Source organism: Paenibacillus sp. 10L310, assembly GCF_056395745.1.
On sequence record NZ_JBFTKC010000002.1, the window covers coordinates 45,916 to 68,752 of the forward strand.

Genomic DNA, 22,837 nt, shown 5'->3' on the forward strand with positions numbered 1-22,837 from the left:
TCATCCCTGCTGTAATTCTCGATATTCCTCAGGAGTGACACCTACCGATTTTTTGAAAATCTTACTGAAGTACGTGTAATTATGGTAACCCACCTTTTCTGCGATTTCATACACTCTCATTCCTCTGCTCAATAGATACGCCTTGGCATGTTCAATTCGAACTCGGGTCAAGTACGTGATAAAGTTCTCTCCTCGTTCCTGTTTGAACACACGGCTGAGATACGACGGATTCACACTGATTTGGCTAGCGATACTTTGCAGTGAGATATCTTCCGCATAATACTTGTCGATCAATTCAGTGGCGAGATCGGTGTAAGTGCTTTCCTGTTTGATTTGGGAATCGGTTTGGAAGTAATACGCAATATGAGCAAGCATATCTTGGTGGATATCCTCCCAATACTCCCCCTTTAGAACGATTTCGTAGGGCGATTTCTCTGTTAAAGAAGGTGCACCTCTTTCCGTAGCTCGGGATAGATGGGAATGTATCGACTCCATTACCATGATATATTGCTTGCGAATGCTATTCTCATCCGCTCGTAGCTGTTCCAGATTGGATCGGATTCCTTCAAGGAACTCTTCCGCCTTTTTGTTGTCTTTGCTTACCCATAACTTCAACAAATCTCGTTCTTGTTGCGGGCTTAAAGCCCCCTTAACTTCATGTCGATCTGGGGATTGAACCATATCATCGTAATACAACACCTGGTTGCTTCCTGTGAAGAAACTCTGTTGTAGAGCCGTTTCTGCCTCTTGGCAGGCCTTCCTGATGTGAAGGAAACCGGAAGTCATTCTACTTACCCCAGCCGTGAGCGATAGATTCATAAAATCCTTGATCGAAGACAGCAATTTATTACATAGTTTATTCAAGTCGGCGTGTACAGATTGGCTCTCAGGAAGTACATTGACGATCACCCAATATTCAGAGGAACTTTCAACAAAAATCTCTTTCTCCCACTTCGATGGAATGATCTCTTCCATAATATTAAGAATCGAAAATCGGAGCAGCTTTTCCCCCTTCTCAACATATTTCCGCTTTGCATCCTCGTAATAGTTCACGATGAACTTCATGACAACCAACTGGTCCGAACGTATACGAAAATGCAGTTCTTCCGCTTTGGTGACGATATCCTCCTCACTAATGAATCCGCTTACAATATCTTGGAAGAAACTATCCTTTAGATATCTTAGGCTCTTGGAATAGTCCTGTGTAATAGAGGGTGTGTTGGTTGGGTGAACATGTTCACTTTGCAGTTTCTGTCCAACAGTGCTCAGGAGGTCAATAAGGGAGGATTCGGTGATCTCACTTTTAATCAAGTAATCTGAAGCGCCAAGTTTTAGCGCCTCTTTCACATAATGAAATTCGTCAAAATTACTCAGGATGACATACTTACAGGTTTTCAGTACGCAGGAGGCCTCTTGTATAAGTTGCAACCCATCCATAATCGGCATCTTAATATCTGTAATGATTAGATCAGGCATCACTTCAAGCGCAAGGCTTAATGCCTCTTTTCCATTTCCCGCCTCTCCAACAACATAGAAATTATACTCTTCCCAATTCAGCATGGAACGAATTCCAACCCGCATGAGCAATTCATCATCTACGATCATCAGTTTATACATGCGTATCCCCCAACATGAACCATTTTTAGATATTTTACCATTAAACGAACCGTTGCAAAGATGTCTAGCGAACCTTATTGAATTGCGGGTATCATAAATAACACTTTTACAGAACATATGTTCCTGTTATAATCAGATTATCGTATTTGGTGTAACATAACATGCCCGCCTGGAAAGGATACATATCATGAATTTATACAAGTTTGAATTAACGGTGAACGGATATCTATTACGTGTTCATTTCAGTGCATCTGAAGAAAGTGGATTGAAATGGTGCAAACGAATTGCTACTGAATTCCAGAACAACGTTGCCAATCTGGAGATCAAGGTTGATATACATAAAAAGCAGAAACAAAAGCATGCACGGGATTATCACGGAAAACCGTATCTGTATGATAGGACACTCAGGAAAAAGCCGCTTGCGAAGAAAAATAAAACGGCTGAATCATCTGCGGTTATGTAAAGGTTACTAAAAGACGCTAAGATTCTCATCATATAGGCTAATTGGTTGGAGAGAATTTAATTCGGGTGTTCTCCACTATGCCGAACAGTTTTAGCGCCTCTGTATACTCTTGTCCTTCCTGTCCTTCCTTTAATACCAAAGATAAAAGCCTGCTCCTATGTGGAACAAGCTTTTGTCCGTGTCAATTATACTATATGCCAAGAAAGATTGTTGTTCACCGTTTGAGACACGCCCTAGTATCTCTCTGATTCCTTAAATATCATATAACGATGGACACCTCTGACAGCATGCATTGCTTCCTGTAATAGCTGAATCGCAGTTTCGCGTTGTCCCGCTTTTAGTTCGATCGCTGCAAGAAGCGAAGATCTCATCCAGACCTTGTTAATGGATTTCAAGTGTTCCCTCGCCTGCTCACTTCTTCCTTCTTCCATAAGCAAATACGTTTCATAATATGTACGATAATCCGATCTACGCATATTCTGCACCGCAGTACGAACAGCTACCAAGTCGTTGCGATAGATGCCATAGGCTGCATTATAGACTGCTTGGGTCCTTTTATTTGTGTCCTCATTTCTGATGCGCTCTATTGTGTGTTCCAATTCATCATCAAGTCTGTTTGCAAGAGCGTAATAGATATAAAGCTTTGGGGTATTCTCCTGTCTGCGTAGAAAAGCCTCGACGCGCTCCATGCGTGTTTCCCAACCCAGAGGATAAAAAATACGAATGGTAAACATGATCAGAGTAGCGGTGAGAACGACCCCAAGTATCCAAAACAGAGATTGGTCATTCATCTTCATGTACACAACAAATAAAAATACGGCCAAATAAAAAACAATATCCCACTTATACTTTCCCATCTCCATCTCCATCTCCTTCATAGACATAAAAAAACTATTATATCAAAACAAACCCCAAGGAGTATATGCACTGCATCCTTTGGGGTTTAGTTAGATTTATAAAAATTGATTTATTGAAATTTTCTTCATTAACGACAACCGACAGTATTATCAACTCAATAGACTAGATTCTCACGCCCCGGCGTCTCCAATCATTTGTCGTTCAATTTGTTTCATTTCATAAAAATAGCCTTTTTGCTCCATCAGCTCACAGAAAGAACCTGATTCCACGATCTTGCCTTGGTCCATGACCACAATCCGATCCATCTCTTCCAATCCCGTCAGCCGATGGCAGATCAGAAGAAATGTATCTTCGGATGCTTGTGCAAGAAGATGCTGGAGCACATGTTTCTCTGTGACGTAATCCAACGAAGAAGTTGGTTCGTCCAGAAGCCATAACCGTCCTTTGCGCAGCATGGCCCGTGCGAGAGCCAGCCGCTGCTTCTCACCATCCGACAGGTTCTCCCCTTTTTCATAGACCATGTCGGTCAACAACTTATTCGGCAGTTGGACTTTATCCAGCACAGCCGACAGTTGTTCATCCGAATGATCTTCTCCATTCAGCAACAGGTTATCCCGGATGGTTCCCCGGAAAAAGTGGCTTTGCTGCAACACGACATTCGTCCCTTGCCAAATGCTCTCTTCATTCAGTTCCTTCACCGAAACATCGTTTAATCGTATATCGCCAGACGTTGGTGCGCGCAGCTTGAGTAACAAATCAATAATCGTTGACTTGCCTGACCCGCTCGGCCCGACAATCGCTGTTTTGGAGCCTGCTGCAAGTTGCAGAGATAGCTCCCTCAGCGCCGGTCTCCATTCCCCTTCATATTGGAAGTTAACAACGGATAGGTCAATCGAAACCGCCTGATCGGCTGAAACTTCACCGCTTGGCTGTACAGGTTGTACATCGGAGGTTGGCACTGTTTCCGCCAGTCGCTGAGCGGCGTGTTCGCTGTCCTGCTTATATAGAGGCAATATAGCCATTGAGGCAGCTTCTTCGAACACGGTCTGCGTGGCCAGGATCAACATGGCGAGGAATACACCGGCAAACGCTCCATTCACAATTAAAAAGGCGCTCAGTGCCAGCACTCCCCATGTAACAAGATACGTAACAAAAACGTGCATGGATTGCCCGCGCAGCAAGTGCGAAGCGGCTTGCCTCTGTTCCGTTGCCAATGCAGCAGAAGCCTGCTGAAGCTGTTGCTCACGCTGTTCCAATTGGCCATATACTTTCAAATCCCTGAAACCATACAACACTTCGGTTACTTCCGTGGACAGCAAGGCCCGTTGCTGGCGGACACGTCCGTTTATTTTTCGCTGACCTAACAAGACAATACCTGGTACAACAAATGCCGTAATTAGCATACCTAGTACTAACAAACACGCAATCCAGATCGAAAAGGCCGAAGTGAACAGCATGGTAGCCAAAAACACCATAACGACCATGATGGGTGGATACGCGACCCGCAAAAAGTAATTTTGCAAACTTTCCACATCACCCACGATCCGCGCAAGCAGATCCCCGCTTCGGTTTTTGTTCAATATACCTGGCGTTACCGGGATCAGTTTGGCAAAAAAGGACGTCCGCAAACGGCTCAGCATGGAGAATGTCGCCCTGTGCGAATACAAGCGTTCCCCGTAGCGACTTGCCGCTCGAAGGAAACCAAGTAGTTTGACCATGGAGGTGAGTACAATTAAGGTGTACAGCGGTGGCGCAAATACTGTTTGAGATATCATATAGCCACTCGCGGAAAAGAGAGCTACCCCTGCTATGCCGGCGATAAATCCGCCCAATATCGAAAGCAAGATATCCTTGCGCTCCTGAATCATCGCTTTTGACAGAATCGTCAGCTCATTCATGCTAACCCTCCTTTCCGTTGTACATCAACCATCTCCGCATATTGAGGCAGGCGCGCCAGAAGTGCTTCATGATGTCCTGAATCCACTAATACCCCACTATCCATAAACAAAATGTTGTCCGCATGTTGAATTGTATATAAACGGTGTGCCACCGTAATCATCGTTGCCGTTTTGGCTAATGCCGCAATGGATTGTTGCAATACCCGCTCGGTGTGTAGATCCAGACCAACGGTGGGTTCGTCGAACAAAATAACAGCTGGTCGCTTCAGAAAAGCACGTGCCAAAGCAAGTCTTTGCTTTTCCCCACCAGACAGCCCCCGGCCACCTTCACCAACAAACGTATCCAAGCCCTGCTCCAATTGTGCAACAACGCTAGCAAGCCCTGCTTCCTCTGCCGCCTGCTCAATTTCAGCTCTGGAGACGTTCCGACCCGCGCCAATCGCGATATTTTCGGCAAATGTACCTGCAAAAATATACGGATGCTGTGTAATATAGCTAACACGTTCAAACCATGCAGCCTCATCATGTTGCGAAAGCTGGCTTCCGTTAACCAGAACCGCTCCCGAATCTGGTTTCAGTAAACCGGCAATGAGATGAAGCAGCGTGGTTTTACCTGAGCCGCTTTTGCCTACAATAGCAATCTGTTCTCCCGGTCCAATCGAGATCTGTCCTGTCTCAAGTCCAAAGGAATCAGGTGTGTACTGGAATCGGACATCGTTCAGTTCAATGGTTGGTGGCATTGGAATCAACTCGGCACGAGCTGTACGAAGCTCTTCCGTCTTTGCAATTGCATCGACATCGGTTAATTCGCTTTGATCCGGTCCTTCTTCAGGCTTCGTTTGTGTGCTCTTGACACTAGTGTCCGCGAGCATCTGTTCCACCTTGCGAATGGCCCCCATACTGGTTCGCCCGCTGTGAAAAGCCGTTCCTGTATTCTTCAACAGACTGTAAAACTCAGGGACGAGTAACAACACGAGAAAGGCTGTGTGGAAGCTCATCGATTTGAAAACCAGTAATTGAATAGCCAGTTCAAGCGCGACAATACCAATGCTTAACATCACGATCGATTCCAGCATAAACGTATTTGTAAATGCAATCTTCAAAATGCCCATGGTGGCATCACGATACCCCAGACTGCTGCGTTCAATCTCCTGCTGTTGACGTTTAGCCCGTCCGAATATTTTCAACGTAACCAGCCCTTGAAGCGAATCCAGAAATGTACCGGAAAACTCAGCCAGTTGCGCGTATTTTTCTTCTGATTTGTTCTTTGTCTTGAGCCCAACCAAGATCATGAACAGCGGGATAAACGGTGCCGTAAACAACATAATCCAGCCTGTGTTGGCGTGCTGCGTAAACGTAACAACCAGAATCAGAATCGGGATCATCGCAGCTTCCATCATACGCGGCATATATTGACTGAAATAACTGTCGGCTTCATCCACAGCATCCAAAGCAACGCTGACCTTTCCTCCCGTCTGTCCAAGAAGGGTTGAAGGCATGGAAGCGCGGGTCAGGTTCTGCAACACAGATGCTCGCATATTCGTCTTGGCGCGTGATGCCATATGCAAGCCCACTTTCCCATTACCATACGACAACAGTGAGCGTACGGCCATAACAGCCAATAATAGGACAAGCAACAGGACCACAGATGAAAAGGAAGCTTTCTCTACAAAGATTCGCTGGACTGCTTCAGCCACCAAGGTGGCCTGGCTTATAATAGCTACACCAAGGGCCAGCGAAATGATGGCAAGGAGAAGTCTGTTTTTTCGTTGTAAAGACATTTGCTGCGAGATCAGATTGGATTTGCCTCTCCTTCTCATTGAACGCTCCTCCTTTATTTTTTCCCTTTCACATAGTCCGCATCAAACAGGAACAGTTTGAAGACCAGGATTAGAGAAGGAATTAACAAGCACAKACCACCGATAAACACAACGACGAGTGCAAAACCCATCGCTGGTGGTGTCGCGCTACTCTGAATGGTGATGTATGGATCGAGAATGTAAGGATATTGCCCAATCCCGTAAGCGAAAAAGGCTGTGAGAAATTGCAGCATGATGCATATAAAAGCTAAACCATAACGGCGTCCGTTATATAACAGCCACATGGCAATCATGAAAAACGCAACGGAAAGCGCCAGTAGCCACCATAAATCCATCATATTTTGAAAATGACGCTCATTGTGTTGACCCAAATATATAAATGCAGTCAGCGCGAGAATAATGGTCGGTGTGCTCCAGAACAAAGCATAGTTCCGCATCAGCTTCAATGCCGAATGGTCCTCTGCGCGAGAAGCATAAAATGTGAGAAATGACCCACTAATGAACAATACGGACACGATCGCCAGTCCAACGATGCTCCACGATAATGGATTCGTAAATAGTGCCCAGTAATCCAGGGAAACGGTATCTCCCTGCTTCAAAATAAAGCCACCTTCAGACAGGGTCAGTGCCACTGACAATGACGCTGGAATAAGTAGACCCGTAGCTCCGTATAAGAACAAATACACGATACTTTTTTTGGAACCATAATTTTCGAAAGCATAGAATGAACCACGAATGGCAAGTAAAATGACGGCAATACTTCCCGGAACAAGTAGCGCGGAGCCATAATAGTAAGCAGTATCCGGAAAGAATCCAACGATGCCAATATAGAAAAAGACAAAAAATACATTGGTGATCTCCCAGACCGGTGATAGATAACGGGAGATCAGACGATTAATCAGGTGATCCTGCTTTGTCAGGCGTGCATAAAAGGCGAAGAAACCTGCTCCAAAATCAATGGAAGCTACAATAAGATAGCCGTACAAGAACAGCCAGAGTACCGAAATACCAATTAATTCATAACTCATTATGCCTGGCCCCCTTTCTCGGCTGATTGATCATGCTTCTCCTTCAACCATTTCTCCATCTCGAGTTCAGCAGGATTGTTATTGAACAACCGTCTCAGTACGACGACACACATAACGCCTAGCAGAATGTAGAGAAGCAAGAAGACGAAAAATAAAATTCTCACACTCGGTGAAGAAGTAGCGGCCTCTTCTACCCGCATATAACCTCGGATGATCCATGGTTGCCGCCCGATCTCTGCATAGAACCAACCCATCTCAACGGCCAGAAAAGCAAGCGGTGCACTCAGTGCAACCATACGAAGCATCCACTTGTTAAACTGATTACGTTTCTTCCAGAATACAAACAGGAAGTACAGACTTGATATAGCAAGCAGAGCGAATCCAATACCAGCCATTAGATCAAACAAATAATGCACAAGTAAGGGCGGGTGTTCATCTGGTGGAAATTCGTTCAGCCCGGTTACCTCGGCGTTAAAGTCTCCAAAGGCAAGGAAACTGAGCAGTTTCGGCAAATGAAGAGCGCCTATAATTTCATGTTCTGCATTCAGCCATCCCAAAAAAATCAAATCCGCGCCGCTTTCCGTCTCGAAATGCCACTCGGCAGCTGCGAGCTTCTCCGGCTGATGCTCAGCCAAAAACTTGGCAGACACATCTCCAGCTAAAGAATTTAACAAACTGAATACCAGCACAACGGCCATCATGAGATTCAAGCCTTTTTTGTGGTAGGCTGACACTCCTTTTCTCAGCATCGCAAAGGCTGCTATTCCTGCTAACAGAGCAGCTCCTGTCAGATAAGCCGAGCTTAATACATGGAACACTTTGGAGAACGTCGCTGTATTCAGCATCGCTTGCACGGGGTTCACTGCCATGAATTGACCTGCTTCCATGACAAAACCTTCAGGCTGGTTCATGAATCCGTTCACTGTTGTAATAAAAACAGCAGACATGCCTGCCCCGGCGACAATCGGAATAGTCAGCAACCAGTGGATATACGGATTTTTGAACCGATCCCACGTGTACAGATAAATGCCCAGGAATATTGCTTCAAAAAAGAATGCAAATACTTCCATAAATAGTGGCAGTGCAATGACATTCCCGGCAAGTTTCATAAAATTCGGCCATACCAAGGCCAACTGTAGTGAGATCGCTGTGCCTGTCACGACACCAACCGCGACAGAAATGACAAACCCTCTGGACCACCTCTTTGCCATAAGTATGTAATGGTGATCCTTCTTCCGAATGCCGATGAACTCTGCAATAGCAATCATCAAAGGTACGCCGACACCAAGCGTTGCAAAAATCACGTGGAACCCGAGCGTCAAACCAGTCACTAGCCTGCTCCATAAAACCGTATCAATAGCCATTCTTTGTGTTGCCTCCTTTCAAACTCTGTTCAATTTAGAAACATTCAATATCAGATTTGGCCAAGCTCAATGCAGAGTTGCGAAAAATTTCACAAAGTTAGGTATGACGATATCTTGCCACACCTATAATGCGTTTACTCCTGTAGGCCTCCGATAATAACAATCATTGGATGCCTATTAAAATCTGATATTGATGCACTTAAAGTACTAACGAAACCTATTAATCAAAATTATTATATCTTTATTTTTACCTAATTCAATCAAAGACACGTCTTCTACCCTAAACGTTCAAGAAAGGATCAACTCTTTCTGACAACTTGGTGAAAATCAAAAAATACACCCAATGGAGCTATTGATTCATTGGGTGTAAACGTGTTATTGCACGGCAGATTCTCTATTTTACTTGCTTACTTGCTCCGGACTCACCAAACCTGCCTCGCGACGTATGCTCATGATGATCAGTGATGCAGCTAATACCGTAAGGATGATTCCAAGCATCTGAAATCCTGTCACATTGAATGTATCCCCCATAACAATTCCAATCAATAACGACGATAAAATGGTCCCCAGATAGCGTGATGTATTAAAAATACCCGATGCGACTCCAATCATTTCTTTCGGTGTGCTTTTAAACAGTGCTGCTTGCATACCGACCGCGTTTAGGCCGTTACTTATGCCAAATAAAGCTAAGGCAACAATGATTATGAAGATTGGAGAAGTTTCATTCATAACAACGATTAATATAGAGCCAAATGTCATTAAAGAAGCGGATACGATCAGAGCTGGCCGTGATCCTGATCTGTCAATCCAGCGTCCTGCGATCGGAGCAATAATGACTGAACATAACCCCAAAGCTAGCATGCTCATTCCTGTATGAACTTCGTTGAGATGACGTACCTGCTTCAAATACGTAGGAACTCCAAAAAAAAGTGCGTAAAACAAGATGTTCACCAGCATGTATTGCACATTCACCCAAGTCATCTCCGGATATGAGGCAAACGTTCGCAGAGGGATAAAAGGCGTGGCTGCTTTTAATTCATGTCGGAAGAACATGACGAGTGCGATTAACCCGATCCCCCCTGTCAGCAGATGCCATGTTGAAATATCTCCTGTGGAATTTACTGAAAGTAAACCGATGAGCAGAGTCACCAAAGCTACCGTAAACATCAGGATACCTGGTGCGTCAATTAACGCAAGCCATTGCCGAATGGACATGTGACCAGAGATAGACGGAGATTGCTCGTCCTTCGGGATTGTTTTCCAGGCGAACCAAAAACTCACCAAGACAAACGGAATATTAACGAAGAATATGCTGTGCCAGTCCCACCAATGAATCAATACTCCACCAATAAAAGGTCCAATTGCAGCCGCTCCAGAAAGGAATATAGCCAAGGTGGACAAGGCGGAGGCTTGTTTTTCAGTCACGTTCATTCTGACAATCGCCATTCCGACGGCCACCATCATACTTGTGCCAAATGATTGAACAATCCGGAATACGATGAGCCATGAAAAACTGGGAGACCACGGAGCTAGCATGGACGATACAAAAACAATAACAAGACCCATGAGGAAGATCTTCCTGCGGCCAAACAAATCACTACACTTGCCCATGACGGGTTGAGCGACAGCACTGGCAATGTAAAATGATAAAATAATCCACGAAACGGCTGTAAAATTAAGTTGATACACTTGTTGTAGCCTGGAAATTGCCACCGAAATCATGGAGGAATTCAACGGATTCAACATAATTCCGAGTCCAACAGCTAACATCAATCCTTTATTTCGAACGTTCATTGGTGCACCTCTCTCTCTTCTGTTGTTATCTTACTTGAACGTATTCATTTATTCCAACGCATTATATGTTATGATTTGATGAACTAGAAGGAATGAAGGAATGGTGCAAATGGAGCTTCTTCAACTAAAATATTTCCTGACAGTGGCCCGATGCGAACATGTTACGGAAGCTGCGGGAAAGCTGCATGTCACGCAATCCTCCCTGAGCAAAACGATACAACGATTAGAGGACGACCTTGGAGTCCCTTTATTTGATCGAATCGGGAGAAAGCTACGACTAAACGACTTTGGAAGAACATTTCTTCAGCGAACTGAAAAAGCCCTATTTGAATTGGAACAAGGAAAGCGGGAAATCGCTGACCTCTCCAATCCGGATCAGGGTACATTGCAATTGGCAGTGACTACGGCGAGCACATTGCCCGGCATACTGCGGGAATTCCGGAAAAACAAGCCGGATATTCAGTTCCATGTGCAAATGGTCTCGTTAGAAAACATGTCCAGACTTCTGCATCGGGGCGAGGTGGACTTTTGTCTCTCCTCCCCTCCGATTGAAGGTGACGATATCGAATGTCAGATACTATATGACGATCCGATTGTAGTCGCTGTTCCTATGGGTCATCGATATGCAGACCGAAGCAGCATTCAATTAACAGAGCTTAAGGACGAGTGGTTTGTTGGGGTGAAGCAAGGGTATGGGGTTCGTGATATGGTAGATTCCGTATGTCAATCCGCTGGTTTCCTACCGAAGTATGTATATGAAGGGGATGAGCCTGCAAGATTAACAGCCCTTGTGGAGGCGGAGATCGGTCTCGCTTTTATACCTAGCACAGCCAGAAACCCGCATGAGCGCATTAGATATCTTCAGGTAGAGGAACACCAGCTCGTTCGGGAAATCGCTCTACTTTCGCATAAAAACAGGTATATTTCCAAAGCCGCTTTAGAGTTTCGCAGCGTGGTTATGGACTATTTCAGTGCTATGCCATGAGCATAAATTCAGTCCAGAGGAGTCCATTCGAACATCTGAAATTCCACCGCATAGAAGCTCATATTAATGTGGATAACACCCCTTCCATGAAACTGGCAGAGAGTGTTGGTATGGAATTTGAATGTCTACGTAAAGGGTTTATACACGAAAATAATGAATGGACCGATCACTTGGTGTATTACAAGAATTCTATTTAAAAAGTTCATACAACTCAATATAAAACAAGGGAACTCCATATCATGAAGTTCCCTGTTTTCTATGTTTGTTGAATATTCTTCTTTTTGCGATGAAGGGTTACTACTCCCAAACTAACTGCTGAAATCCATAATAGAATTATTGCATTACTTGAGACTAATGATTGCACTGTATCTAGTCGTAATAATTGCGTAATTAACCTTCCTTCATAGGGTGAAAGTGTGGCTCCCAAGTTATACGCGATCAGAACAATGGTCGTACCCAGCTTTGCCATTTTGGCGATTTGTTGTGCAAAAGTATGCAATAAATAGGGCATTATACAGCGGAATGAAAACCCGATGATCATTGAGCACACGGTAGTAAGAATAATACTTTGCGAGATCGTCGTAACGAACATCGAGCTTCCAAGTAACAGAATCGATAATGGAACGATATAGTTACCGAGTGTTTTGTATACTTTCCCAAAAGAAGAGCCGGCAACAAAAGCTCCCAAACCTATAAATGCAATCATGTTGCTTCCGTTTGTCGCAGTTCCGATATTTTTTTCCAAAATCAAAGGAGTAATCTGTAAATTATAATTGATGAAGATAGCTACAATCACAAATAATAAGAGACCATAGCCGATCATGACTTGAAGGGCTTTTTTATTATTTGTGTACCTTGAATTCGTGGTGACCTCTTCTCTTCTATTATGCTCTTTTTTATCAGAAGGAACGAAAAGCAGGAATGCAATGAAAATAGGAAGTGCCAGGGCGTAGACATAAAATGATGTGTGCCAGCCCATTTTCAATAGTTGACCAACGAGTAGTGTTAGACAAATGCCTCCTAATCCCTCAAAGGCACTTTCTAAGCCGATTACGGTTGCTTGTTTAGCTGGATTCTTATGATACATATCACTGATCATCTGAATGATGAGCCGGTTAAATAAACCTACACCTAACCCAAACAAACAGCGAGAAATGAACAGCAACGAAAAAAGGTCATGATACAATGCAGGGAATACTCCCGCAATGAGAACAAGTCCTAATCCAGTTAGTATAGTTGCTTTCTTCCCAATAAGAAGTTCAAGTCGATTAGCAATTAACACACCAAGAATGACAAATAATGAAGGTATGGTCGTTAATAATCCTACATGTGTTACCGATATCTCTGGAAAATCATTGGTTATCGCAGGAATGTTAGCGGCAATCACTGGACCTGAAGAAATTAATAACGCAACGGACAATAACGAATATGTTTTAAGCTTCTCCATGGATATTATAAAAAACCAACTCCTAATGTTTGTATTTGCTCCATATGGCCAATAGTTAGCCTTGATGCTGCGATAAATGGATAAAGCAGTAACGCATAAGTCGATGACTTCATACGTTACTGCTCAGTCGATTAGAGTTCTTTACCGTTACTTTGAATAACTTTTTTGAACCATTCAAAGGATTTTTTCTTGCTACGTTTCAACGTACCATTTCCAGCGTCATCTTTGTCGACATGTATGAAACCGTATCGTTTACTCATCTCTCCAGAACTTGAGCTTACTAGATCAATGCAACCCCAGGACGTGTAACCCAACAACTCTACGCCATCTTCTTCCACTGCTGTTATGAAAGCTTGGATGTGTTGACGCAAATACTCGATTCTATAATCATCCGCAATATATCCCGTCTCATCAGGAGTATCTATCGCTCCTAAGCCATTTTCAACGATGAATAGTGGCTTTTGATATCGGTCATACAAGGAATTCATTGTAATTCTTAGACCTTCAGGATCGATTTGCCATCCCCATTCACTCGTTTTCAAATGAGGATTGCGCAGTGTCGGAAACAGGTTAGCTGCCGTTTGTGTGTTTACTTCCGGGTCTGCACTGGTTAATCGTGAACCATAATAACTGAACGAAACGAAATCAACCGTATTATTTTTCAAACATTCCTCGTCCCCGTCTTCCATGGCTAAATGAATATTCATTCGTTCTAACATTTTCTTGGCATAGTTTGGGTATTCTCCTCGGGACTGTACATCGACGAAGAAGTAGTGCTCGCGATCTCTTGTCATGGCTTTCCAGACATCATCTGGTGCACATGTATACGGGTAAGTGTTGGCACCTGCTAACATACAGCCAATCTTAATTTCCGGGTTAATTCTACGCGCAATTTCAGTTGCTTTTGCACTTGCGATCAATTGATGATGAGCCGCCTGATACTTCACAGCATCCTCATTCTCACCTTCTTCAAACACTAGGCCTGAGCTACCAAAAGGTAGATGCAACAGCATGTTAATTTCATTAAAGGTAAGCCAATACTTCACTTTATCTTTATAAAGGGTGAAGATCGTTTCACACAGTCTCTCATAATAATCCACCATTTTTCGACTTCTCCACGATCCAATAGTTTTCACCAAATGAATAGGGACATCAAAATGAGTAATGGTGACTAACGGCTCAATGCCATACTTCAAACATTCGTCAAATACATTTTCATAGAATTTCAAACCCTCTTCGTTGGGTAACTCGTCATCTCCATTAGGGTAGATCCGAGTCCATGCCAAAGATAAGCGGAAACACGTAAAGCCCATCTCTGCAAATAAAGCAATGTCTTCTTTATAACGATGATAAAAATCAATAGCCTCATGACTCGGATAAAAATGTTCTTCATCACATTCCAACATTTTTAATTGCCCTCGCATGACAGGAACACGATCTTTCCCTGCCGGGATTACATCAACTGTGGATAGTCCCTTGTTGCCCTCTGCATATCCACCTTCACATTGGTTAGCAGCAACTGCCCCACCCCACAAAAAGTCTTTTCTTAAAGTCATTAAAACACACTCCTAACCTGTAGTTTTGTTAAGCTTTGACAACCAACAATGTATTGTTAAAATCAATATTTTGGGGACTAGTCTCTGCGATCACATCCGAGTAACTATACGAATTGGTTACAATGACGGGCGTTTGAGTGACATATCCTTCTTGTCTAATTTTGTCCAGATCAAAAGTCAGCAAGGTCTGTCCTTTTGTAATTCTCTGACCTTCTTCCACGAAAGCCTCAAAATATTTCCCGTTCAGCTTTACCGTATTTAAGCCGACATGAATAAGAATTTCGACTCCTTCATCGGATAATAGTCCAATAGCATGTTTTTTAGGAAATAGAGATATAATCATGCCATCAAATGGAGCAATAACTTTCCCCTCGCTAGGTTCAATAGCAATTCCTTTACCCATTGCCTCTGAGGCAAACGCTGCATCTTGTACATCCTGAAGTTGAATAAGCTGACCTTTAAGTGGAGTTGCAATAACAGAATCTTTAATTGTAATGACTTCATCCGCAACCCCACTCCCTTCGTTCGCATTTGAAACAGTGTTCTGTGAAGGTGCATCTTTTTCATATTTCAAACTGAGCAAATAGGTAAGTACAGCAGTTACGACAGTTGTTATAACAAGTGCGATCAAAATGTTATATAGATTCCAGATATTTTCACCAATGTACAGAGGAATCGCCGGGATTCCTGAAGCGCCTGTTGCGTAACGGGAAACATCCATTAGCCCTGCAAATAGTCCCCCACTGGCAGCTCCAATCATACCCGCGACAAGTGGGTATCTCTTCGGTAAGTTTACGCCGTAAAGAGCTGGTTCCGTGATTCCCATCAACGCGGTGATCCCACTGGAAGCTGAAATTTGTTTTAATGCTTTATCCTTGGTTCTCATCCCTACAACTATTGCCGCAACACCTTGACCTATACAATTGATCATCGCCCCAGGACCGAGGATATTCTCATAACCTGATGTGGTGATTTGAGCAATGGATAGAGGCACAATATTATGGTGCAGCCCAAACATAACCAGTATTGGCCAGAAGGTTGCAACCAGGAAAATAACCAGCCAGCTACCATGTGCGCCCAAGAATTCAAAGCCCATCGCTAAATACGTTCCGAAAAATGATCCCAGTGGTCCCAACACGGTTAAGGCCAGAATTCCCGATACTAAAATAGTGCACATGGGAACAAAAATAACTTTCACTGCATTCGGAATGATCCTTTTAAACAACGATTCAATATATGATTGAGACCAAACTATTAAGAGAATTGGAACTACAGAAGAACTATAAGAAACAAGAGTTAGCGGGATTCCAAAAACACTTACGTCAGTCCCATCCAAACGCAATTGTGTCAAGTTGGGATGGAGTAAAACACCGGCTAAAACGAGTGCTAAGACGGGACTGCATTTTAGTTTGTTTGCAGCTGAAAACGCCAGCAAGAATGGTAAAAAGTAGAAAATAGCATCTGACATAAGACTTACGATATAGTAGGTTTGGGAATCTTTTGAAATCCAGTTGAACAAAATAAGTAGAGCGAGTAATGCCTTGATCATACCAGCCCCAGCTATAGCAGGAACAATCGGACTAAATGTCCCCGAGACGAAATCGATTAATTTCCCCAAAATACTAACTTTCCTAGCTTGAGTTGGTTCACCCGATGAACTCGCGTTAGGTTGAAGATGCTTGATCACTTCTTTGTAAACGTCTTCAACATGTGTGCCGATGACGACTTGAAATTGTCCGCCGCTCTCAAGCGCATCAATAACACCGTCCAACGATTTAAGCGCTTTTTGATCTGCTTTATTAGTATCATTCAGTGCAAATCTAAGCCTAGTCATACAGTGAGTCAGAGTGGATACATTCTCACTACCGCCCACTTTCTCTACAATATCTTGAGCCAACTTCTCGTATTTCTTGCTCATCCAATAATGCCCCCTCTTGTTGTTGCCATCTAAATGAATGAGACCAAAAGCGCTCTAAATAACTTCTCTTTGCAATAAAAAAAGCTATTTATCTGAAATACATAAAGGCTGCATTCATTACACCTTTAAAATATCATCTGATAAACAGCTATAGCCAATACCTATAATTCATACTTTATTATGCCTGAAAGGCATGCCTGATATGTTCCAAAAAACGTACCTCCGTTTGACTGAATACCTTATGTTTTTTCCAGACAATCACTGTTGGAAACTGAAGTTCCGGTTGAAAAGGTCTGAAGCATAATGTGTCAGACTGCTTCATTGCAAGCGCACCCTCAATACAGATGGCCGTCCCTAACCCCTCCTCTACGAGGTTAAGTATGTTAGATATTAAATTATAGGTCGCAACAAAGTTTAAATGTGCATACTCATCGGCAAACCAGCTTGCAATCTCATTCTGTACGACAGATCGGCTGGATATGAGCAGAGGCACTCCGGCTAAATCGGTTGAAGTGACATATTCTTTCTGGGCAAGAGGTGATGAGGTCTTCATAAGGACTCCCCAGCGTTCCTTCTGGGGCAGTCTGATGAAATCGTATTTCTCAATGTGAATGGGCTCTAACAAAATGCCCACATCGAGCAGTCCTTTATCGATTCGCTCCTTTATGTCATCCCCCGTTCCACTATAGATGTGATATTTAACCTGCGGATACTCCATATTAAAGTCTTTTAATAATTGTAAAATAACATTGGACGTTAATGATTCAACACTCCCGATCGATATGGTTCCTCCAACCAGGTTGTTTTGATCTTTAAACTCTTTCTCTGTTTTATCCGCAAGTGTGAGAATTTCTTCTGCTCTTTGACGTAGAAGCATGCCTGCATCTGTCAGTGTTATTTTACTTTTCCCGCGTATAAACAATTGAGTTTCTAAATTTTTTTCCAGATCAACCAACTGTCTGCTTAACGTTGGCTGTGTCACATGTAAGATCGTTGCAGCATGTGTGATATTTTCTACTCGAGCTACTGTCAAAAAATATCGAAGTACTCTTAACTCCATAATTCCTCCTGATTTACGTTCATTTAAGTGTCTACTGAATCATTCATTTCTTTACTATACCTTTCTGTTAACCAGAAGAAGACAGTTGATTGGGATAATCAACTGTCTGTTGCTTCAAATAAAGAAGATTATTTCTCTGGGATGATTTCATTAACGCAGGCTAAAGCATTTAGTGTTCTAGGAAATCCCATGTAGGGAAGGCAGTGAGTCAGAGCGGTGATCATGGTTTCTTTATAATTGCCAACATTGATGTTACCCTGAACGTGTGCTTTGACTTGACTATCCGCACCTCCGAGTGCACTTAGTATACAAAGGGTAAGGAGCTCTCGTGTTTTCAGATCCAGACCTCCGCGGGTATAGAAGTCTCCAAAACAAAATGCTGAAAGATAGTCCTGTATATGCTTCTGATTTGACGGGGCATTTCCCCGGTTTTTCTCAATAATATCGCCAAAAATCTCTTTTTGAATACCAAGTCCTTTGTCAAAGCGATTATCTTCTTCAACCCGTTTCTGACTTTCAAGAGGCAGTGCAACATTTCGCTCTTTGAACACTTCATTCATTTCCGATATGGCATTTAAGGTTTTGGGGAATCCCAAATAAGGTGCGCATTGATAGATTGCTTCTTGGATCTCCGTTGGAGTCAACCCAACATTTAGCGCTGCACGAGTATGTGCTTTGAGCTGTGGCAACGTTTGATTAGTAGCCAGTACGACCAAAGTAATAAGCTCACGTTGCTTATCGTCAAGGGCACCTTGATCGAAAATTTCACCAAATATGAAGCGACTCAATATGTCCTGAAATTCAGGATGTGCAGCATATGCCGCTGGAACTCCCTCGCCAAATAGCCTTTTATATGTTTCCTGGCTCTTTTCGATTCGATTCATATTCATCTAACCTCCTGTTTCTTTTTAGTTAAAACTAGGTGTACCCATTTTACATTGAAAGAGGAAAGAATCCATATCCTATTCATATCATTTTATTGCCTAATCCTATCAAGTGATTGTTTGTTGATGAGAAAAGCGAACAAAGCACTTGCGTGCCCTGTTCGCTCTTCTTGGTGCAGCCATATTACTGTCTTCGCCTTACTCGCCCAAGCTGTCCCAGAATGATTGGAACGCGCCTTTCTCCACTTCCAGGAATGCCGGAACATTACCATAACGAACCAGACCTTCTTCACCAAACAGAACCAGTGGGACCTGCGTTTTGTCTTCCAGTGTGAGATAGATGATCTTGCGATCTTCCTTGCCGTAGAGGTTCTCTTCCAATTCCGGGCTCGTTGCGATCGGTTTGGCAGCATTTAGCGATGAGATAAAGCTGTCCAGTGCTTCATCCGCTGCTAACGGTTGAAGTTGCTGCAATCCGTTGTTCCAGCTGTCGAACGTCTCCCATTGCGCCGAGGCGATGTTGCCTTCGATATGAAGCTTGCCGATCAGGTCGGCACCAGTACCAATGGTGATCCCGTTGTTCTTGTCGAATAACTGAGCATACACCTGACCATCGATCTCGGTGTAGGACATGATGCGGAAGTCCTTATCGTAGCCATTAACAGCATAGATGTCAGCTTCGCCAATGTTGGAAGCAAGCTCCGTATATTTATCCTGGCCGCTCAGCTCATCAATGCCGCCAGTGGTGGTACCCAGTTTATCCCCCCGCAGGCTGAGCGCATTGGCGCCTTCAAGCAATGTTGGGGACTGTGTATATACGCTTCCTCCATATACAACCAGTTGCATCATATCAGCCATCGCGCCTTTGCCCTGTGAACTCGGCAACTCCATCTTCGGAATCACGATCGGGTCAACCGACGCGCCTGGAGTCACCGCTGCCACCTGTGGTGTTGGTACGGCCGGCCCATTGAATTGTTGCCATACACTTGGCGCAGCCAATCCAATGCTAGCAGCGATAACAACACTTGCTGCAATGTATAGTGGTTTACGTTGACGTTTTGGTCCCTGATGTTGCGTGTTTAAGGATTGCTCTACCCGTTTTTTCATTTGCTCGTTTGTTTTCATATGATCCACCGCTTTCTTGTAGTTTTGTTTGAATTGTTCTTCGTTCATTACAGTTCCTCTCCTTCCAGCTCCAGTTTTAACAGCTGTCTTCCTCGTTTCAATCTCATTTTCACTGCTGATTCGCTAATCTCCAGGATCTCGCTGATTTCTCGGATCGGATAATCTTCGTAATAATACAGATGAACCACCGATCTATACTTGACGGGCAGTGACAGCACAAGTTCGATCAGCGCGTGATCTTCAGGGTTGTCTGTTGTAAGAGGATCGACTCCCTCCAGCTTGACCTCCCGTTTGCGCCAGCCTCTGCCTAATAAGGATTTGCAATGATTGGTGATGACCCGAATCAACCATGCTTTTTGATGCTCCGCATCGTTGAACGTAGGGGCTTTTTCTATTAGTTTGATGAAGGTATCCTGAGTGGCTTCCTCCGCGTCTTCTCGTCTGCCGAGGTGCACCATGGCAATCCGGAACAGCGTATCCGCGTATGTCTCATAGACTTTCATCACATGATCGCCCAGCTGGGGCACTGATCGCTGCATGGTTGGTATGCCCTCCTTTATACCTCTAACACTCTTACGGACGGCATTTGGTCACATTTTGTTTTAGCATTTTTTTACTGGTCCATTTCATTCAAAATGCAAAAAAAGAAAGCAGCCCCATGGAGAGGAGTTGCTTTCTTCATCTTCGTCTTTATTTTCATATAAAATGCATATCGTTTCACCGATTAGAATTTCTTCTGTAAAAGCTCAATGTTGTCTTCCAAACTGCTGTCCAAGCTTACGCCTACCTTCTGCAGTTTGTTTTGGTAATATGTCTTCACATCTTCCCATTTATAGTACGGATAGGTCTTTGTTTCGATCGGGAACGCGATCTCTTCTTCATTTCTAAGCATTTTCACGAGAACATCCTTACCATTGGAATACAGAATCCATTGAATATTTGCTCCCATTGGTGAGATAACCGAGCCATTCCAGTTTTGGGTCACGTCCTGCGGTTTGTCGATACTCACATTAGCTCCGGCGATATCCAGGAATGAAGATAGTGGAATAATTGTTTCTGCGTGAGCAAAACGAAATATACCAGCCGTGTCTTTCTGCTGAATGGACTGTTCGGTAGACACGATCAACTCTTTGACCAGAGGTGCAATGATATTCTGCGGCAGATCCGTTGACGTTAAAGATGGACCTTTTTCATAGAAATCATTGATATTGTCAATACTTTCGTACCATTTCAACTGATTAGCCGTGAAATACCGCCCGAATTCGAAGTCACCTTCTCCTTTTATATTCGAAGATATGATATAGAGTTCATATAGATTAGAAGCAGCCTCGGTTGGGTTGCTGAGCTTCACTTTTCCCTTCTCATCTTTCAGTTCAAACTCTCCAGCGTTCAGCCGTTGATAGAAGTCATCAGAGAAAAATTGCAGAAGGACCTCTTTTGCATAACGCGTTCCAGTGCTCTGTGTGACATAATCCTCGTATAACTTAACCCAGTCTCCATCTTCTACGTACTCATTATACTTTGTCGCTAGGTCGTAGGGCCGTAGATAGGGGTCTTTCCCTTCTTCAAAAGCTGAAGCCAGAATGTCTACCTTGTTATCTCCCAAGCTTTCCTTTAACCCGTCAATAAACTGATCTCTGCTCTGCGGCGTTCGATCTTTGAAGGTCGCTTGTGCAATCACTTTTTTATCCGATGTAAATAGTTCTTTGAAATTCTGCCCAACTCTGGTCCCTATTCCTTTCAATTCTTCTCCACCCGTAGTGGATAACAATCCATAATGATCTTTTTCAACCTTCATCAGATTGCCAATTTCCTTCTTCAGCTCTTTGCCCAGATTAGTGATCTGCCCGTCCATTTCAGCGATGTCGAGCAGTTCAAATAACGTCTTGTCGTACTTGGAACTGGATAGATGTCTGGAACCATGTCTCCCTATGTAGTTAATAAATATGGGTTCATATCCAATAGGAGCTTTTGTATAACTTGTTTCCTTAAAAGGATATGGCGTTTTGGTACCGCGGTATCCCTGCTGCTGATCATCCATTTTTTGTCCAACAAACACCGATTGGGTGTTGTTATCCCAGTCTACCTCTTGCCCCAAGGCTTCACCAATCGCTCTTGCAGGTACATAAGTGACCCCATTGTAGAGAAATGATTCGCCTTCCACCCTTTGTCCGTTCACAACCACATTAGCCGATTGTTCAGAAACTTCGATCATGCGTTTGGAGCCTGCACCATATGCGTCAAACACACTTACAGACGTTAAGATGGCGAGTGATGCTACTGAAATCCCGATTTTTTTGATCATCATAATGAATAGTTTTCTTCTTATTCCGCCTGATATGGGTTTATTTTCGCTCATCATACTATAGGTGTGAAGTGTCTGCGCCGTATCCATCCTATGTTAATTAATTGTAAAAGAGTACATATAAATATTGACGTAAAGTCTCATACGACAAAAAGAGCCGCTCCTTAGCGACTCTCGATCTGCATAACCGGCTATCTTGCTCCGAGACACATGAACAAAATAGTTATCACATGTCTCGCACTATCATAGCGCCCTATATATTTTTATATCTATCCCTGACTCCGTCGGATGACCTTCTCCAATAAGTGCCTCACGGTTCAAGAAGGATAAGGCTTTGCTGTCTGTAATCATTTTGGGGGAAGTACGAAATAAAGCAGTTTTCAGCGTTTTATCAATATTTCCGTTATTTTCGATATAAATTTTGCAGGAATGGCCTGCGTTGTCGGTTCCTTGGAGCATGTATCTTGCCGATAGCGTATGCGGACCACCATTCTTCCCGATGATCTGCGTATCTACTCCTCCACCCAACACAATTCCCTCAAAGTACTTTCCGGTTACGCTGCCTGTAAAAGTAATCATGACAACCGAATCATCTTCGCTATTCTGTAAATCAAATGATTTCTCAATGTTCACATGTACCGTAAACAATTCCTCTAATTTCACGTGTTCCCACCTCCATATGAATTCAATTATAACTCTACTCACTAAAAAAAGA

General features: G+C 43.4%; 18 protein-coding genes and 1 pseudogene. 3 read left to right on the forward strand and 16 right to left on the reverse strand.

Annotation, left to right across the window (positions count from 1 at the left end; translation table 11 throughout):
• Complete coding sequence (locus AC1DE7_RS05840) at positions 1-1,617, reverse strand: helix-turn-helix domain-containing protein (RefSeq protein WP_477533912.1); 1,617 nt, start codon at positions 1,615-1,617, stop codon at positions 1-3.
• A gap of 187 nt (positions 1,618-1,804) precedes the next feature.
• Here AC1DE7_RS05840 and AC1DE7_RS05845 point away from each other — a divergent pair, with 187 nt between their 5' ends.
• Positions 1,805-2,080: a hypothetical protein gene (locus AC1DE7_RS05845; RefSeq protein WP_405159335.1), complete on the forward strand. Its 276-nt coding sequence runs from the start codon at positions 1,805-1,807 to the stop codon at positions 2,078-2,080.
• Positions 2,081-2,313: 233 nt separating this feature from the next.
• On the opposite strand, the gene AC1DE7_RS05850 is transcribed toward AC1DE7_RS05845, so the two are convergent.
• The 6 genes from AC1DE7_RS05850 to AC1DE7_RS05875 form a co-directional block, all read right to left on the reverse strand.
• Positions 2,314-2,937: a hypothetical protein gene (locus AC1DE7_RS05850; protein WP_340982526.1), complete on the reverse strand. Its 624-nt coding sequence runs from the start codon at positions 2,935-2,937 to the stop codon at positions 2,314-2,316.
• 171 nt (positions 2,938-3,108) lie between these two features.
• A complete protein-coding gene (cydC, locus tag AC1DE7_RS05855; RefSeq protein ID WP_477533913.1) occupies positions 3,109-4,836 on the reverse strand; it encodes a thiol reductant ABC exporter subunit CydC in 1,728 nt (575 codons plus the stop codon).
• Entirely contained in the window at positions 4,833-6,656 is a 1,824-nt protein-coding gene (gene cydD, locus AC1DE7_RS05860) for a thiol reductant ABC exporter subunit CydD (RefSeq protein WP_477533914.1), read from the reverse strand. The genes cydC and cydD overlap by 4 nt, the downstream gene beginning before the upstream one ends.
• Positions 6,657-6,670: 14 nt before the next feature.
• Positions 6,671-7,684, reverse strand: a complete 1,014-nt coding sequence (locus tag AC1DE7_RS05865; protein ID WP_477533915.1) for a cytochrome d ubiquinol oxidase subunit II — start codon at positions 7,682-7,684, stop codon at positions 6,671-6,673.
• The gene (locus AC1DE7_RS05870; protein ID WP_047842991.1) at positions 7,684-9,048 is read right to left on the reverse strand and encodes a cytochrome ubiquinol oxidase subunit I; all 1,365 of its coding nucleotides are present in this window, start codon (positions 9,046-9,048) and stop codon (positions 7,684-7,686) included. Before AC1DE7_RS05870 ends, AC1DE7_RS05865 begins: the two co-directional genes overlap by 1 nt.
• A gap of 399 nt (positions 9,049-9,447) precedes the next feature.
• Entirely contained in the window at positions 9,448-10,842 is a 1,395-nt protein-coding gene (locus AC1DE7_RS05875; RefSeq protein ID WP_353882919.1) for an MFS transporter, read from the reverse strand.
• 109 nt (positions 10,843-10,951) lie between these two features.
• Between AC1DE7_RS05875 and AC1DE7_RS05880 the strand changes: the two genes are divergently transcribed.
• On the forward strand, positions 10,952-11,827 hold the full coding sequence (locus tag AC1DE7_RS05880; protein WP_477534169.1) for a LysR family transcriptional regulator: 876 nt from the start codon (positions 10,952-10,954) through the stop codon (positions 11,825-11,827).
• A 26-nt stretch (positions 11,828-11,853) separates the two neighbouring features.
• Positions 11,854-12,024: pseudogene (locus AC1DE7_RS05885) on the forward strand (GNAT family N-acetyltransferase); the annotation flags it as partial.
• A 59-nt stretch (positions 12,025-12,083) separates the two neighbouring features.
• Here AC1DE7_RS05885 and AC1DE7_RS05890 read toward each other — a convergent pair.
• From AC1DE7_RS05890 to AC1DE7_RS05930, 9 genes are all read right to left on the reverse strand, one after another.
• Positions 12,084-13,274 (reverse strand): MFS transporter, encoded by a 1,191-nt coding sequence (locus tag AC1DE7_RS05890; RefSeq protein ID WP_477533916.1) that lies wholly within the window; start codon positions 13,272-13,274, stop codon positions 12,084-12,086.
• Positions 13,275-13,405: 131 nt separating this feature from the next.
• Positions 13,406-14,830, reverse strand: coding sequence for a 6-phospho-beta-glucosidase (locus AC1DE7_RS05895; protein WP_477533917.1), 1,425 nt, complete (start codon positions 14,828-14,830; stop codon positions 13,406-13,408).
• Between the two features lie 28 nt (positions 14,831-14,858).
• Complete coding sequence (locus AC1DE7_RS05900; RefSeq protein WP_477533918.1) at positions 14,859-16,748, reverse strand: beta-glucoside-specific PTS transporter subunit IIABC; 1,890 nt, start codon at positions 16,746-16,748, stop codon at positions 14,859-14,861.
• A 178-nt stretch (positions 16,749-16,926) separates the two neighbouring features.
• Positions 16,927-17,808, reverse strand: coding sequence for a LysR family transcriptional regulator (locus AC1DE7_RS05905; protein WP_477533919.1), 882 nt, complete (start codon positions 17,806-17,808; stop codon positions 16,927-16,929).
• 128 nt (positions 17,809-17,936) lie between these two features.
• Positions 17,937-18,692: a carboxymuconolactone decarboxylase family protein gene (locus AC1DE7_RS05910; RefSeq protein WP_477533920.1), complete on the reverse strand. Its 756-nt coding sequence runs from the start codon at positions 18,690-18,692 to the stop codon at positions 17,937-17,939.
• A gap of 198 nt (positions 18,693-18,890) precedes the next feature.
• Positions 18,891-19,865, reverse strand: a complete 975-nt coding sequence (locus tag AC1DE7_RS05915) for a hypothetical protein (RefSeq protein ID WP_477533921.1) — start codon at positions 19,863-19,865, stop codon at positions 18,891-18,893.
• Entirely contained in the window at positions 19,865-20,356 is a 492-nt protein-coding gene (locus tag AC1DE7_RS05920; protein ID WP_036615805.1) for an RNA polymerase sigma factor, read from the reverse strand. Before AC1DE7_RS05920 ends, AC1DE7_RS05915 begins: the two co-directional genes overlap by 1 nt.
• 185 nt (positions 20,357-20,541) lie before the next feature.
• On the reverse strand, positions 20,542-22,125 hold the full coding sequence (locus AC1DE7_RS05925; protein WP_477533922.1) for a histidine-type phosphatase: 1,584 nt from the start codon (positions 22,123-22,125) through the stop codon (positions 20,542-20,544).
• A 240-nt stretch (positions 22,126-22,365) separates the two neighbouring features.
• Positions 22,366-22,785, reverse strand: a complete 420-nt coding sequence (locus tag AC1DE7_RS05930; RefSeq protein ID WP_405159325.1) for a DUF3237 domain-containing protein — start codon at positions 22,783-22,785, stop codon at positions 22,366-22,368.
• Positions 22,786-22,837 lie beyond the last annotated feature (52 nt).